The organism is Streptomyces xinghaiensis S187, assembly GCF_000220705.2.
Lineage (GTDB): Bacteria > Actinomycetota > Actinomycetes > Streptomycetales > Streptomycetaceae > Streptomyces > Streptomyces xinghaiensis.
Window position 1 is genome coordinate 3,032,178 of record NZ_CP023202.1, and the last position, 13,448, is coordinate 3,045,625.

Sequence of the window (13,448 nt, forward strand, 5' to 3'; positions counted from 1 at the left end):
GCCGTGCCCCGTGGGGGCCGCGGCCGGCGGCTGCTGGTGCTTCTCGGGGGCCGGTCGCCCCCCGGGGATACGCGGCATCAGTGGTACGACCTCCGCTGGTCGGGGGCCGGGATCTGGGCGCCCTTGTACTCGACGGGGATGCCGCCGAGCGCGTAGTCCTTGCGCTGCGGGTGGCCCTGCCAGTCGTCCGGCATCATGATCCGCGTCAGCGCCGGGTGGCCGTCGAAGATCATTCCGAAGAAGTCGTAGGCCTCGCGCTCGTGCCAGTCGTTGGTCGGGTAGACCTCGACGATCGAGGGGATGTGCGGGTCGGCGTCCGGGGCGCTCACCTCCAGCCTGATCACCCGGTTGTGGGTGATGGAGCGCAGGTGGTAGACGGCGTGCAGTTCGCGGCCCTTGTCGTCCGGGTAGTGCACACCGCTGACGCCGGTGCAGATCTCGAAGCGGAGCGCCGGGTCGTCGCGCAGGGTGCGGGCCACCCGCGGCAGGTGCTCGCGGGCGATGTGGAAGGTCAGTTCGTCCCGGTCGACGACGGTCTTCTCGATGGCGTTCTCCGGGACCAGGCCCTGCTCGTCCAGGGCGCCCTCGAGTTCGTCCGCGACCTCGTCGAACCAGCCGCCGTACGGGCGGACGGCCGGGCCGGGCAGCCGTACGGTGCGGACCAGGCCGCCGTAGCCGGAGGTGTCGCCGGGGCCGTCGGCGCCGAACATGCCGCGGCGGACGCCGATGGCCTCGCCGCGGTCGCCGCGGTTGCCGGGCAGGTTCTGGGTGTTGAGGTCCTGGTCGGGGTTGACCCCGCTGGCCCCCGCCTCGCGGCCCGTGGGGGCGTTCTCGTTCTTCTCGCTCACCTCAGCAGGCCCTTCATCTCGATCGTCGGCAGCGCCTTGAGCGCCGCTTCCTCCGCCTCGCGGGCCGCCTGCTCGCGGTTGACGCCGAGCTTGGAGCCCTGGACCTTCTCGTGGAGCTTGAGAATGGCGTCCAGCAGCATCTCGGGGCGGGGCGGGCAGCCGGGCAGATAGATGTCGACGGGGACGATGTGGTCGACGCCCTGCACGATCGCGTAGTTGTTGAACATGCCGCCGCTGGAGGCGCAGACGCCCATGGAGATGACCCACTTGGGGTTGGGCATCTGGTCGTAGACCTGGCGCAGCACCGGGGCCATCTTCTGGCTCACCCGGCCGGCCACGATCATCAGGTCGGCCTGGCGCGGCGAGCCACGGAAGACCTCCATGCCGAAGCGGGCGAGGTCGTAGCGGCCGGCTCCGGTGGTCATCATCTCGATGGCACAGCAGGCGAGTCCGAACGTGGCCGGGAACATCGACGACTTGCGGACCCAGCCCGCGGCCTGCTCGACGGTCGTCAGCAGAAAGCCGCTCGGAAGTTTCTCTTCGATACCCATGGCTTCTCCTCCGTTCCCCTAGTCCCAGTCCAGTCCGCCGCGGCGCCAGACATAGGCGTAGGCGACGAAGACGGTGAGCACGAAGAGGAGCATCTCGACGAGTCCGAAAATCCCGAGCATGTCGAAGGAGACGGCCCAGGGGTAAAGGAAGACGATCTCGATATCGAAAATGATGAAGAGCATCGCCGTCAGGTAGTACTTGATCGGGAACCGGCCGCCGCCGGCCGGCTGCGGCGTGGGCTCGATCCCGCATTCGTACGCCTCGAGCTTGGCCCGGTTATAGCGCTTCGGGCCGACGATCGACGCCATGACCACGGAGAAGATCGCGAAGCCTGCACCGAGGGCGCCGAGCACGAGGATGGGTGCATAGGCGTTCACGCTGCTCGCTCCTTCCAGTCGACGGTGACTGCTGCTCCCCCGCCCTGGGCGGAGGGTGGCCGCACCGTGGCCGCCTCACCAAGATCGTGATTATGTGAGGCAGTTCACAAGCCCAGGCCGAGGGCATCTTATGCCCGGGGCTCTGTGAGCTGCGACACGGCGGTCACCTCGGCCTTTGTGATCTCCACCACCCGGGCGTCCGGCGGGAAAGCGGAACCCGGAAACGGCCCGCACCCTGTGCGTTTCCGCGGCCACGGACCGCAATTCCCTCTCCGGTCACCCCAGGTCAGAGCGGTGCTTGCATTATCAAGAACCGCCGTCCCGAAACAAATTGGTGCTGGACGGCCGGCAAGTGATAGTCACGGTCCGGCCACGGCCGCCGGCGGTCGCCGGCGGGACGCGCCGCCCGCCGGGACATCAAGATCGTTGCTGTGTGCACGGATTCACGTACGGCCGCGGCGCCGCTCCCCGGATCACCGCGGGCCGGATTCCGGGGAGCGGCGGGACCGTTCCCACTCCCGCGGTGACGCCCCCCGGCGGCACGCGGCGCCGCCGGCCGCCCCGGAGGGCCGGAATACGTGACCTTTCCCACGCCGCTTCCGGTGAACGGATACGGCGATTGGCCCGTGCGCCGAGAGGTGATAGACCCCGGCGCAAAACGGACGAATCATGGAAACGTCTTGCTCATACCGGGTTTGTGAATCTGCTATCACAGGGCGGTAACGGCAGCCGGAGATCGAATTCCGGCTATTGCCGTCGCGTACGCGTCAACTGTGTCCCATCCCACTCCTGTTGATCGCGGCGAAGGTCTTTGATAGCCAGGACCCCATGGCCCATACCGCTCACATACCCAGCCACCGGAAACCCCGGCGCAACGTCTCCACCAGAACGCTGCGTTCCGGAGTTGCCGGTGGCGTCCTCAGCACCATCGCCGTGACGGCAGCGGCCTCCTCCGCCAACGCCGCGCCGGCCGCCCAGACGGCCGAGATGCCCACCATCAGCGCCTCGTTCGCCGAGGACGCCGCGATGTCCACCGCCGCCACCCAGCAGGCGGCCCTGAACCTGGAGATCGCGAGCGAGCGGGACGCCCTCGCCGCCACCGAGAAGAAGGCCGCGAAACAGGCCCGCGCCGAGGCCGAACGGAAGGCCGAGGCCGAGCGCAAGGCCAAGGCCAGGGCCGCCGCGGAGCGCGCCGAGGCCGCCCGCGAAGCCGCCGCGGAGCGCTCCGACCGCTCCGAGGAGCGCACGACGCTCTCCACCGCCACCACGTCCGCCGCGTCCACCGCCTCGTCGGCCGGCTCCTCCGCCACGGGCAGCGCCGCGACCGTGGTGAACTTCGTCAAGGCCCAGGTCGGCAAGGCGTACGTCAGCGGCGCCGTCGGCCCCTCCGCGTACGACTGCTCGGGCCTGACCACCGCCGCGTTCCGCACCGTGGGCGTCTCCCTGCCGCGGGTCTCCCAGGACCAGTCGACGGCGGGCACCCCGGTGTCGCTGAACGCCCTCCAGCCGGGCGACATCCTCTACTGGGGCGGCGCCGGCAGCGCGTACCACGTGGCCGTCTACATCGGTGACGGCAAGTACGTCGGCGCGCAGAACTCCAGCACGGGCGTCGTCGAGCGCACCCTCGACTGGGACCCGCCGACGGGCGCCGTCCGCGTCCTCTGACGCTCCCTCACCCGGCAGCTGTCCGGGGCTCCTCCTGGAGCACCCGGACCCGCCCCGGGGCACGCGGCGCACAAGCCAACGGCCGTCATCCCGTTCGGGGATGACGGCCGTTGGCGCGTCTGGCCGCCGGGACGGGAGGCGCTTGCGCACCTCGGCACCCGGCCGCCCCCTGGCCCGTCGGCCGACGGCTGGACCGGTGCGTGTGCTGAGCACTGGCCCCGCCATCAGGGTCATGATGGCGGAGTGCTCTCACCCCGGTAGTTCCTCTTGTCGAGCAGGATGTCGAAGTCCCCCCGGGCGCCCATCTCCCTGAGGCCAGCGAGCGCGTTGGCACGCCTGCGGAACCGAACGACTTCCAGCAGAGCCTCGTTCACCGTGTCGTGGGCGGCCACGGTCCCGAGGGCTTCGGCGGGTTCGGCCAGTGCGTTGTCATCCACGTCGATCAGCGGCTCGGACATCGCCTTCCACCTCATGGCCTGTGTCTCCACACTCACCCTGTGCGCTCTGTACAGTCATGAGTATGAGCCCGACGGATAACGGGGCGCTTCTCCCATTCCGGACCTCAGCGCGAGCAGATCAGCAGTCCACCAAGGCCGTTGATCTCGAATGCGCCGTGTCTGTCAATGTGTTTCGTGACAATCTCGCGCGCCCGCTCGATGGTCACTTCGAAGGGCACGGCGTGCTGACCCGCCCACGCTCGATACGAGTTCATGTGCGCGATCACGGGCGCAGGGGTCGTTACGGAAATCTTTCCCGGCAGTTCCACTGTCTCGACCCTGGAGAACGCGGCGCCGAGCAACGCGGGCGCCTTTTCCAGCGAGAACCGAGCACTGAGGGAGATGCGCGACGGTCCTCTGTCAACGCCGAGCACGTCACCAGCGGCGCGCTCCCAGAGTCGGTCCAGCTCGGTCTTGTCCCGCTCGCTGTTCGTAGAGGCGATCAGCACGCCCTCGGTGGTCACTACGCGGTCGAGTTCCGTGACGGCCGCCGGTATGTCCTCGACGTGATAGAGCATGTGGAGGGCGAGCGCGGCGTCGACGCAATCCGTGCGAAGCGGCAGCTGGGCCGCGTCCGCGACGGCTACCGGTCTCGGCACTCCCTCCAGAATCCCGAGGGACACGTCGAGGCCGAGCAGCCGCAGGTCTGGCCGTTCCTGGGCGAGCCGCTTGATGAACTTGCCGTTCCCACACCCAACGTCAACGACGGTGCCCGGGACGTCGCGCAGTCGCTCGACGACGAGTCCAGGCAGGTCGTAGCGCGGCGTCTGCCACTGGTAGAGGGACTGGCGCGCGGCGAGGTCCCGCTCGGTCCTGTACGCGCTATCGGTCAGGATCGCGCGGTCTGTCAGGGCGGCGTCGTGCGTGGCGGAAGAGTCGGTCACGTCGGCGGCTCCGAAAGGTCGGCGGCGGGCGCGGCAATGTGTTCCGCCGTGCTCTTCATGCGTTCCCGCAGGGCGGCAACCTGGGGCGAACCACGGTACTTCGCCGCTCCGAGTTGACTCGCGAACTTTCCCAGCCGAGTGACGATGCTCGCCGAGAGCTGGCCGGGAGGGCTGCTGAGCACACTTCCGAGCAGCACTGCGGCGGCGTCGAGGTCGCCGGCGAACAGATGACCTTGTGCGAGGTCGAGACGAGCGGCGAGCAGATCGAACGTGGAGCGATCATCGTCCGCCGCTTCGCGGTACAGATCGACAGCCGTTTCGGCGGCCTCGATGGCATGCCGAACGTTGTGGTCCCCGCCTATGGCGAGGTGAGTCGTGCCCGCGTATGTGAACTGCTTGGCGTCGGGAAAACTGAAGATGCCGGGTACCTCGTCGCCTCCCCGCATGGTCTCGCGCGCTCGCTCGGCGGTCACGAGCGCCGTAGCGGCGCCTCGGGGGTCGCCGGCCACAGCCAAGGCTCGTGCTTCCAGACTCGCCAGCCGGGCCGAGATGCTCCCGGGCGCGGTGTACTGCTGACCCAACCGAGCGAGATCCGCAGCACGCGCCGGGTCACCACTCCAGAAAGCGATGAGCGACTCGGCCGCGCGGACCCATGCCCGTAGCCCATTGTGGCCTGCTGCCTCGGCACAAGCCCATGCGGTGCGGGCATGAGTGGCGGCTGAATCATATGCTCCCACGTCGAGGCAAACGTGCGCCGACAGGCCGCACAGCCGACCGGCGGCGACCAAGAGGTCAGCTGTCTCTCTGGGACGTTGGCGACCCCGCAGCGTCTCGAACGTCTCCTCCCGCAGGTCGCGGATCTCGTCGTGCAGGTCGGCCAACGGATGACTCACGAAATGTCGGGACAACCGGGCGACGTCGGCGTCGATTTGGTCGACGGCGGTCTCGTCCGCGTTCCGAGACGCGAGGAATCGCGCGAACCGTGCCGAGGCAACCGCGTCGGCCGCCAGGGTACGACGGGAAGGCGGAGGGCCGGGTTCCTTGATCGCTGGAACGCTGAGCGGAGCGGCTTCACGTCGGCGGGCCTTGCTCGCGGCGGCGGCACGGTCCAAGAGCACCTGGTCGACGCCGAACACTTCCGCCAGGTACCTGCGCGCGTGCTCGGACGGGATGCGCACCTCTCGCTCGTACCGGCCGATCTCCTTGCCGGTCAGCGCGCCCCGCCCCTCGACCTCGTTGTACCGATTGGCGATTCCCTGCTGCGACTTACCGAGGTCCTGACGTAGCCGAGCGAGCAGTGCGCCGATGCCCAACTCGCCCATCGTGGCTCCCCGCTAGAAATTCTGGCCCCCATCTTGGCCCCCCATTTGGCCCCCGCGCAGGCTCCCGACCCAAAAGAGCTACGCAGGTTTGCTGGTGGCATGCCGTCACACAGCCCCGACACAGCGCCTCCGGCAGTCGTTCCCCCGCTTCCACGGGCCCTGGCACCACTTGCGCCCGGACCCTTGACCCGCGGCTCTCTTCGTCTGATCACCGTGCCCCGACGGAGACTCGAGGACGAGGGCGAGCTCGTGCTGCAGGTGGCCTTCGGCCGACTTCCCAACGCTGTGCGCCTGGTCCGCAGGACGGCGACCGAAGCAGTCGAGCGCCTGGGCTACTTGGAACAACTTGACGACGTACGACTTCTCACGAGCGAGCTCGCGACCAACGCCCTACGGCACTCCCACGGCGACATCACTCTCACCCTTCGGCGCCGATCGGATACCGCTCTGTTCCTCGAGGTCGGAGACCGGTCGCCCCACTTCCCCCGGCGCCGCACAGCGGCCCTGCACGACGAGCGCGGGCGCGGCCTCGAACTCCTTCGTTGCCTCGCGGCCGATTGGGGGATCGCCTCCACCGGACATGGCTCCAAATACGTCTGGTGCCTGCTCCACACACCAACACAGCCCCCTGCACCCAGTTCGCCACCCCCGCCCGCGAGCAAACTCAAGTGCCCGACGCCGATCCGTTCGAACTCAGTGCCCTCGTCACCGACAACACGTTCGTGCTGCGCGAGATTGTCGGCGTGAACCTGGCCCGCTCGGCACGTCCACCCGCGCCGTACGACGTCCATCCACAGAAGCAAGACGGGATGTGAACCAATGGAGCAGTTCGAGCGAGCCCGCCTCGACTCGTATTTCAACCGCGTCGCCGCGCAGTTCATGTCGGAGGAGACGCCGGAATCGTTCCTGATCACGCATCTACTGCCTGAGCGGCCGTCCTTCGTGAAGGCCGTCGACACCGTGTCCAACCTTCGCGCCGTGCTGCCCAAGCCCAAGTCGATCGACGCCACCGCTCGGCGAGAGGTCGAGCGGTTCACCCAGTGCGACGAGCTGTCCCGGGAACTGTTCTCCACCCCTGAGACGTGCCTCGACTACGTCGAGTCCCGCGCCGGGGGTCAGTCCCTCGTACTCCTGGACGTCGGGGGCTACTTCGCACCGGCTCTGGATGTCCTCTGCGACCGCTTCTCGGGTCGTGTCCTCGGAGTGGTGGAGGACACCGAGAACGGTCACAAACGCTATGCGGAGCGCGACAAACTGCCCTGCCCGGTCGTGTCCGTCGCCCGCTCCCCGCTGAAGGACCCCGAGGACTTCCTCGTCGGTCAGTCCGTGGTGTTCTCGACCGAGGCGCTGATGCGCGACCAGGGCGACATCCTCAACGGCCGCCACGCCCTCGTCATCGGGTTCGGCAAGCTCGGGTCGAGCATCGCCCGGCTGCTGCACGCCAAAGCCGTACGGGTCACTGTGTACGACATCGACCCCGTCCGCCGAGCCCAAGCACTGAGCCAAGGGTTCACCGTCGCCCGCGACCGTGAGTCCGCGCTCAAGGGGGCCGGCCTTGTCCTCTGCGCCACGGGCGCCGTGTCTCTTCAAGGCGACGACTTCTCGGGCCTGCGCAACGGGGCGTACGTCGCCACGGTCACCAGCAGCGAGGACGAACTCGACCTCGACGGGTTGCCCAACATCTACAGCAGGACACCGACGGGCGACCACGTCACCCGCTACCAGACGACCGGTCACTACTTCTACCTGCTCAACGACGGCAACGCCGTCAACTTCATCCACGGCGCCAGCGTGGGGCCGTTCATCTTCCTCGTACAGGCCGAGATACTCGCCGGAATCCGCATGCTCACCCGCGGAGACCTCGGGCCCGGTATGCACGAGGCCAGCGCCAACGACCGCGCTGGCATCGCGGCGACGTGGCTGAACTACTTCAACCGGTAAGGAGCACCATGCCGATCATGGCAGATCACGTACGACACACTCTCGACGCATACCTGAGCCGGCACCCCGACGAGAAGGACCGCCTGTCCGTCCTCATCGAGGTGCTCGACGCCGCCGACGACACGATCGCCTCGCGCAAGGAGTTCCGCGGTCACATCACCGCTGGTGCCGTCCTGCTCCGGCCCGACGGCCGCGTACTCCAGATCGAGCACAAGGCGCTGCGGAAGTGGCTCCTGCCCGGTGGCCACACCGAGGACGCCGACACATCGTTGCTCGACGCCGCTCTGCGGGAGCTCGCCGAAGAAACCGGCATCGATCCCGAGTCGGTCGAGCCCGACAGCGGCTTGCCTCTCGACATCGACGTCCACACGATTCCGGCCAACGATGCCAAAGGCGAGCCGGAGCACCCGCACTTCGACTTCCGGTTCCTCTTCCGGACCACGGCCGACGCCGTCGTGCTCCAAGAGGAGGAGGTCACGGACTACGGGTGGACGTTCGCGGACATGCTGACGGCCGAGCCCCTGCGCTCACGGGTGCTCGCCGCCGCGCGCTGAGGCCGACGGACGCACCGGTACTGTCCGGAGCGACCCCAGGGCGCCGGTCGAGACATCAGGCCCGCGGAGCCACCTTGCTGAGGCCGTTGATGACGCGGTCCATCGCGTCGCCGCCCGTCGGGTCGGTGAGGTTGGCCAGCATCTTGAGGGTGAAGCGCATCAGCAGCGGGTGCGTCAGGCCGCGTTCCGTCGCGATCTTCATGACCTTCGGGTTGCCGATCATCTTCACGAAGGCGCGGCCCAGGGTGTAGTAGCCGCCGTAGGTGTCCTTGAGCACCTTCGGGTAGCGCTGGAGGGCCAGTTCGCGCTGGGCCGGGGTCTGCCGGGCGTGTGCCTGGACGATCACCTCGGCCGCGATCTGCCCGGACTCCATCGCGTACGCGATGCCCTCGCCGTTGAACGGGTTGACCAGCCCGCCGGCGTCACCGACCAGCAGCAGCCCGCGGTGGTAGTGCGGCTGCCGGTTGAAGGCCATCGGCAGCGCGGCGCCGCGGATCGGGGTGGTCATGTTCTCCGGCACATAGCCCCAGTCCTCGGGCATCGAGGCGCACCAGGCCTTGAGCACCTCGCGCCAGTCCAGCTCCTTGAAGGCCGAGCTGCTGTTGAGGATGCCGAGGCCGACGTTGGAGGTGCCGTCGCCCATGCCGAAGATCCAGCCGTAGCCGGGCAGCAGCCGGTCCTCGGGGCCGCGCCGGTCCCACAGCTCCAGCCAGGACTCCAGGTAGTCGTCGTCGTGGCGCGGGGAGGTGAAGTACGTCCGCACGGCCACGCCCATCGGGCGGTCCTCGCGCCGGTGCAGGCCCATCGCCACCGACAGCCGGGTGGAGTTGCCGTCGGCGGCCACCACGACCGGGGCGTGGAAGGTGACGGGCGTCTTCTCCTCGCCGAGCTTCGCCTCGACGCCGGTGATCCGGCCGGTGCGGGGATCCAGGATCGGGGCGCCGACGTTGCAGCGCTCGTGGAGCCGCGCCCCGGCCTTCTGTGCGGCGCGGGCGAGCTGCTCGTCGAAGTCGTCGCGCTTGCGGACCAGTCCGTAGTCCGGGAAGGAGGCGAGCTCCGGCCAGTCCAGCTCCAGCCGGACACCGCCGCCGATGATCCGCAGGCCCTTGTTGCGCAGCCAGCCGGCTTCCTCGGAGATGTCGATGCCCATGGCGACGAGCTGCTTGGTGGCGCGCGGCGTCAGACCGTCGCCGCAGACCTTCTCGCGGGGGAAGGCCGTCTTCTCCAGCAGCAGGACGTCGAGCCCGGACTTCGCCAGGTGGTACGCGGTCGTGGAGCCGGCGGGGCCGGCCCCGACGACGATGACATCGGCGCTGCGCTCGTTGAGGTCGGTGTCGGTCACGTCGGCACTCCCGGCGAGAGGCGGAGCGCAGGCCCTCGTCGGGGCGGCCTGCGGGGGAACGGCTCAAGTCTATGCAGGGGGACGGACGGCGCTTGGGCGGGTCGGGTACCGGCGGCTTCCCGGCCCGCCGCAGCCCGGGAAGCCGGGCCGGGCGCCGGGGAAACGACGACCGGATACCGTCCGGACGGGCGCGGGGGCGTCGCGGGCACGAAGGTGGCCCGGGCGTGCGGCGGCCCCGGTCCGCGCGGAACCGGGGCCGGAAGCACGGCGGTTGGGCCGCCCGGGATCCGTCAGGCCGGGACCGGGGCCCCGCTCGGGTCGGCGATCCGGCGCAGGGTGGCCGTCCGCTCCGCCGTGTCCGTGGAGGACATCAGGGCGGCCAGGACCGCCATGCGCGACTGTCCGGCGCGCAGCGAGCCGGTGGGCACCGCGCCGGCCTCGATCAGGTCCACGGCCCCGCCGCCCGTGTAGATGGGGGTGACGGGGCCCGCCGGGACGCGCGTGGTGAGGGCGACCAGCACCCCCCGCCCGACGGCTCGCGCCACCGCTTCCGTGAACGCCGGGGTGGCGTTGCCCGCGCCGGTGGCGACGAGCACGATGCCGCGGGCGCCGGCCTCCACCGCGGCGTCGAAGAGCAGCGGGTCGGCGTCGGCGTGGTGCATGACCATGTCGACGCGCGGCAGCGGCGCCTCGACCGGCGGCAGCGGCAGCGCCTCGGTGCGCTCGGGACGGCGCCGTACGGTGACCCGGCCCCAGCCGACCTTGCCGACCGCGTCGCAGGACGGGTCGTGGAAGGCGTCGGGGGCGGTGGTGTGGGTCTTGATCGTGCCGCGGGCGGCGTGGATCCGTCCCGCGAAGACGGCCAGGGTGCCCAGGTCCTCGACGGAGGAGGCGGTCAGCAGGGCGTCGTAGAGGTTGCCGGCGGCATCGCCCTCGGCGTCCTCCAGCGGGCGCTGGGCGCCGGTGAAGACGACGGGGCGGCGGTCGGCGTGGTGGAGGTCGAGGAGGAAGGCGGACTCCTCCAGGGTGTCGGTGCCGTGGGTGACGACGACACCGTCGACGCCCGGGTCCTCCAGCACCTCGTGGACCGCGCGCAACAGCGTGATCTGGTGCGCGGTGGTGAGCCGGGGGCTGTTGACCGTGAAGAGATCGACGACTTCGGTGGTCACGTCCTCGGGGAGATCGGCGGCGGCGAGCACGTCCTGCCCGGCCGCGTCCGCCGCGTATCCCTTGCCCTGCCAGCGGCTGGCTATCGTCCCGCCCGTGGTGACCACGACGACACGTCGCATACTGCCCCCTCGCCCGTCCGGAATGCCGGAGAAGAACACTGAAGAGCACCCGGGCCGGCGGCCCGGCGCCCCGGGACCCGGAGTCCCGTGGGCGGCCCGGGGCCCGTGCCCGGAGAAGACCCATACGGACGAGTAACCTCGTCCTACCAGCAAGAATAGCCAGTTTTGCCCAGAATAAGTTGCCAAGTCCTGTGGTCTACGCGCCTTGATTTGGCAGACAATGACGCCATGGACGCCATCGACCGCAGCATCTTGCGCGAACTCCAGAAGGACGGCCGGCTCACCAACCAGGAACTGGCCCAGCGGGTGGGCCTCTCCCCCTCCCCCTGCCTGCGCCGGGTCCGCCAGCTCGAACAGGACGGCGCGATCCGCGGCTACCGCGCCCTGCTCGACCCGGCGGCGGTGGGCCGGGGCTTCGAGGTCCTCGTCTCCGTCGAGGTCCGCCGCGACCGCGCGACGGTGGAGGCCTTCGAGGACGCCCTCCAGGACCTCCCCGACGTGGTCGAGGCCTACCGCCTCTTCGGCAGCCCGGGCTGCCTGCTGCGGATCGCGGTCGCGGACATCGAGACGTACGAGCGGCTCTGGATCGAGAAGATCACGGCCCTGCCGGGGGTGACGGAGGTCAACTCCCAGATCGTGATGAAACGCATCAAGGAGCCCCAGGGGCTGCCGATCGGGGGCGGGGCTCACTGAAGCCGACGCGGTTGCGCGCCTCGGGTTTCCGGAGACCCGGGGCCGTCGGGCCGGGCCCGGTTCAGGCCCGGATGGCCCGGTGCAGGGCGACGATGCCGCCGGTCAGGTTGCGCCAGGCCACCTTCGACCAGCCCGCCTTCTGCAGCCGGGCCGCCAGCGCGGGCTGGTCGGGCCAGGCGCGGATCGACTCGGCCAGGTAGACGTAGGCGTCGGGGTTGCTGCAGACCGTGGTGGCGATCGGCGGCAGGGCGCGCATCAGGTACTCGGTGTAGACGGTGCGCAGCGGGGCCAGGACAGGGTGGCTGAACTCGCAGATCACCACGCGGCCGCCGGGCTTCGTGACCCGCAGCAGCTCGGCGAGGGCGGTGTCGGTGTCCTGGACGTTCCGCAGGCCGAAGGAGATCGTCACGGCGTCGAAGACCCCGTCGGCGAAGGGCAGCCTCGTCGCGTCACCGGCGGTGAACGGCAGATGCGGCTGCCGCTTGCGCCCCTCGCGGAGCATGCCGAGCGAGAAGTCGCAGGGGACGACGTACGCGCCGGCGGCGGCGAAGGGCTGGGAGGAGGTGCCGGTGCCGGCGGCCAGGTCGAGCACCCGCTCCCCCGGGCGGGCGTCCACGGCCCGCACCACGGCCTTGCGCCAGAGCCGGGTCTGGCCCAGCGACAGCACGTCGTTCGTCAGGTCGTACTTGGGCGCCACGTCGTCGAACATGGCGGCGACTTCGTGCGGCTGCTTGTCCAGGGAGGCTCGGGTCACCGTTCCATTGTGGCCGGTGCCGGCGGGGACCGGTGCGGCGGGGGCCGGTGCCCTCGCTCAGCGCCCGACCAGACTCGCCAGGTCGATCGAGACCGGAAAGGGAAAGTCCGTGCTCAGCTTGCCGGTGTGGGTGGGATAGGTGGGGGCTGGAATGTATGTGCCCAGGTCACGGTGGAGCCACAGCTCGTGCACCTCTGGAAGACCGTCCTCGCCACGTTCCACTCGCCAGTAATACGGCACCTTCACCTGAGCGAACATCGCCGGTTTCCGCACCCGGTCGTCCTGCCGGGAGCCCGGGGACACCACCTCGACCACCAGAGAGAGCTTCTCGGCCGGCACGCACTCCAGGGAGAAGACATCAAGATCCCGCTCGTCGAAGACCACCACATCCGGTTTCGCCGGGTTGTACTCGTCCACGAGGACACACTGCTCGGTGGCCACGGTGAGGGGCTCTTGAACGAGGCTCTCCAGCCGGTGGTAGATCCGGTCACGGACCCGGTTGTGCCACCAGCTCGTCATTCCGCGTACCACGATGTTTCCGTCCACCAAATCCCAGTCGAAGGGAAGGTCAAGGTCCTTCACCTGCTCGTAAGTCCAGCCCTCCTGGGGCGGGTACATCCAGGTGTCCGGAGTGGCCTTCTGCCGTTCGGCGACCATTGCTACTCCCATGGGACGCATCATGGACGGGCGTGCGGATCACGGTGACAGGTACGACCGTACCCTCACCCGA

At 69.5% G+C, this 13,448-nt stretch carries 15 protein-coding genes and 1 pseudogene; 6 read left to right on the forward strand and 10 right to left on the reverse strand.

The genetic code is table 11. The features are described 5' to 3' along the window. Positions 1-77: 77 nt before the first annotated feature. From SXIN_RS12930 to SXIN_RS12940, 3 genes are read right to left on the reverse strand one after another with little or no spacing between them, the layout of a single operon-like run. A complete protein-coding gene (locus SXIN_RS12930; RefSeq protein WP_019707758.1) occupies positions 78-848 on the reverse strand; it encodes an NADH-quinone oxidoreductase subunit C in 771 nt (256 codons plus the stop codon). Further along, positions 845-1,399, reverse strand: coding sequence for a NuoB/complex I 20 kDa subunit family protein (locus SXIN_RS12935; RefSeq protein WP_019707757.1), 555 nt, complete (start codon positions 1,397-1,399; stop codon positions 845-847). The genes SXIN_RS12930 and SXIN_RS12935 overlap by 4 nt, the downstream gene beginning before the upstream one ends. Positions 1,400-1,417: 18 nt before the next feature. Continuing rightward, a complete protein-coding gene (locus tag SXIN_RS12940; protein WP_019707756.1) occupies positions 1,418-1,777 on the reverse strand; it encodes an NADH-quinone oxidoreductase subunit A in 360 nt (119 codons plus the stop codon). Between the two features lie 828 nt (positions 1,778-2,605). On the opposite strand from SXIN_RS12940, the gene SXIN_RS12945 reads away from it, so the two are divergent. Further along, positions 2,606-3,442, forward strand: a complete 837-nt coding sequence (locus SXIN_RS12945; protein ID WP_095757009.1) for a C40 family peptidase — start codon at positions 2,606-2,608, stop codon at positions 3,440-3,442. 230 nt (positions 3,443-3,672) lie between these two features. Here SXIN_RS12945 and SXIN_RS12950 read toward each other — a convergent pair whose 3' ends face one another. The 3 genes from SXIN_RS12950 to SXIN_RS12960 all read right to left on the reverse strand — a co-directional run bounded on the left by SXIN_RS12950 (position 3,673) and on the right by SXIN_RS12960 (position 6,145). Further along, a complete protein-coding gene (locus SXIN_RS12950) occupies positions 3,673-3,900 on the reverse strand; it encodes a hypothetical protein (protein WP_019707754.1) in 228 nt (75 codons plus the stop codon). Between the two features lie 104 nt (positions 3,901-4,004). Continuing rightward, entirely contained in the window at positions 4,005-4,823 is an 819-nt protein-coding gene (locus SXIN_RS12955) for a class I SAM-dependent methyltransferase (protein WP_019707753.1), read from the reverse strand. Further along, on the reverse strand, positions 4,820-6,145 hold the full coding sequence (locus SXIN_RS12960) for an NsdA family TPR-like regulatory protein (RefSeq protein WP_019707752.1): 1,326 nt from the start codon (positions 6,143-6,145) through the stop codon (positions 4,820-4,822). The genes SXIN_RS12955 and SXIN_RS12960 overlap by 4 nt, the downstream gene beginning before the upstream one ends. A 99-nt stretch (positions 6,146-6,244) precedes the next feature. On the opposite strand from SXIN_RS12960, the pseudogene SXIN_RS33040 reads away from it, so the two are divergent. The 4 genes and pseudogenes from SXIN_RS33040 to SXIN_RS12975 form a co-directional block, all read left to right on the forward strand. Next, positions 6,245-6,715, forward strand: a pseudogene (locus SXIN_RS33040) (ATP-binding protein); the annotation flags it as partial. Positions 6,716-6,813: 98 nt separating this feature from the next. Next, positions 6,814-6,960, forward strand: a complete 147-nt coding sequence (locus SXIN_RS32145; protein WP_019707751.1) for a hypothetical protein — start codon at positions 6,814-6,816, stop codon at positions 6,958-6,960. A 4-nt stretch (positions 6,961-6,964) separates the two neighbouring features. Further along, a complete protein-coding gene (locus tag SXIN_RS12970; protein WP_019707750.1) occupies positions 6,965-8,086 on the forward strand; it encodes an adenosylhomocysteinase in 1,122 nt (373 codons plus the stop codon). A gap of 17 nt (positions 8,087-8,103) precedes the next feature. Next, complete coding sequence (locus SXIN_RS12975; protein ID WP_337589349.1) at positions 8,104-8,640, forward strand: NUDIX hydrolase; 537 nt, start codon at positions 8,104-8,106, stop codon at positions 8,638-8,640. A 55-nt stretch (positions 8,641-8,695) separates the two neighbouring features. Here the strand turns inward: SXIN_RS12975 and SXIN_RS12980 are convergent, their stop codons facing one another. Both SXIN_RS12980 and SXIN_RS12985 read right to left on the reverse strand, forming a co-directional pair. Beyond that, positions 8,696-9,982 (reverse strand): geranylgeranyl reductase family protein, encoded by a 1,287-nt coding sequence (locus SXIN_RS12980; protein ID WP_019707748.1) that lies wholly within the window; start codon positions 9,980-9,982, stop codon positions 8,696-8,698. Positions 9,983-10,272: 290 nt separating this feature from the next. Beyond that, on the reverse strand, positions 10,273-11,271 hold the full coding sequence (locus tag SXIN_RS12985) for an asparaginase (protein ID WP_095757011.1): 999 nt from the start codon (positions 11,269-11,271) through the stop codon (positions 10,273-10,275). A 228-nt stretch (positions 11,272-11,499) separates the two neighbouring features. On the opposite strand from SXIN_RS12985, the gene SXIN_RS12990 reads away from it, so the two are divergent. Next, a complete protein-coding gene (locus SXIN_RS12990) occupies positions 11,500-11,964 on the forward strand; it encodes an Lrp/AsnC family transcriptional regulator (protein ID WP_019707747.1) in 465 nt (154 codons plus the stop codon). Positions 11,965-12,025: 61 nt separating this feature from the next. Here the strand turns inward: SXIN_RS12990 and SXIN_RS12995 are convergent, their stop codons facing one another. Both SXIN_RS12995 and SXIN_RS13000 read right to left on the reverse strand, forming a co-directional pair. Then, positions 12,026-12,718 carry a demethylmenaquinone methyltransferase gene (locus SXIN_RS12995; protein WP_019707746.1) on the reverse strand — a complete coding sequence of 231 codons (693 nt, stop codon included), beginning with the start codon at positions 12,716-12,718 and terminating at the stop codon, positions 12,026-12,028. Positions 12,719-12,775: 57 nt separating this feature from the next. Beyond that, on the reverse strand, positions 12,776-13,387 hold the full coding sequence (locus SXIN_RS13000; RefSeq protein ID WP_238153749.1) for a Uma2 family endonuclease: 612 nt from the start codon (positions 13,385-13,387) through the stop codon (positions 12,776-12,778). Between the last annotated feature and the right edge of the window lie 61 nt (positions 13,388-13,448).

Excerpts from the sequence above, each read along its gene's own strand:
- SXIN_RS12935 (WP_019707757.1), bottom strand. The coding sequence starts at position 1,399 with ATGGGTATCGAAGAGAAACTTCCGAGCGGCTTTCTGCTGACGACCGTC.
- SXIN_RS12945 (WP_095757009.1), top strand. The coding sequence starts at position 2,606 with ATGGCCCATACCGCTCACATACCCAGCCACCGGAAACCCCGGCGCAAC.
- SXIN_RS12950 (WP_019707754.1), bottom strand. The coding sequence starts at position 3,900 with ATGTCCGAGCCGCTGATCGACGTGGATGACAACGCACTGGCCGAACCC.
- SXIN_RS12990 (WP_019707747.1), top strand. The coding sequence starts at position 11,500 with ATGGACGCCATCGACCGCAGCATCTTGCGCGAACTCCAGAAGGACGGC.
- SXIN_RS12985 (WP_095757011.1), bottom strand. The coding sequence starts at position 11,271 with ATGCGACGTGTCGTCGTGGTCACCACGGGCGGGACGATAGCCAGCCGC.
- SXIN_RS12970 (WP_019707750.1), top strand. The coding sequence starts at position 6,965 with ATGGAGCAGTTCGAGCGAGCCCGCCTCGACTCGTATTTCAACCGCGTC.
- SXIN_RS12960 (WP_019707752.1), bottom strand. The coding sequence starts at position 6,145 with ATGGGCGAGTTGGGCATCGGCGCACTGCTCGCTCGGCTACGTCAGGAC.
- SXIN_RS13000 (WP_238153749.1), bottom strand. The coding sequence starts at position 13,387 with ATGGGAGTAGCAATGGTCGCCGAACGGCAGAAGGCCACTCCGGACACC.
- SXIN_RS12975 (WP_337589349.1), top strand. The coding sequence starts at position 8,104 with ATGGCAGATCACGTACGACACACTCTCGACGCATACCTGAGCCGGCAC.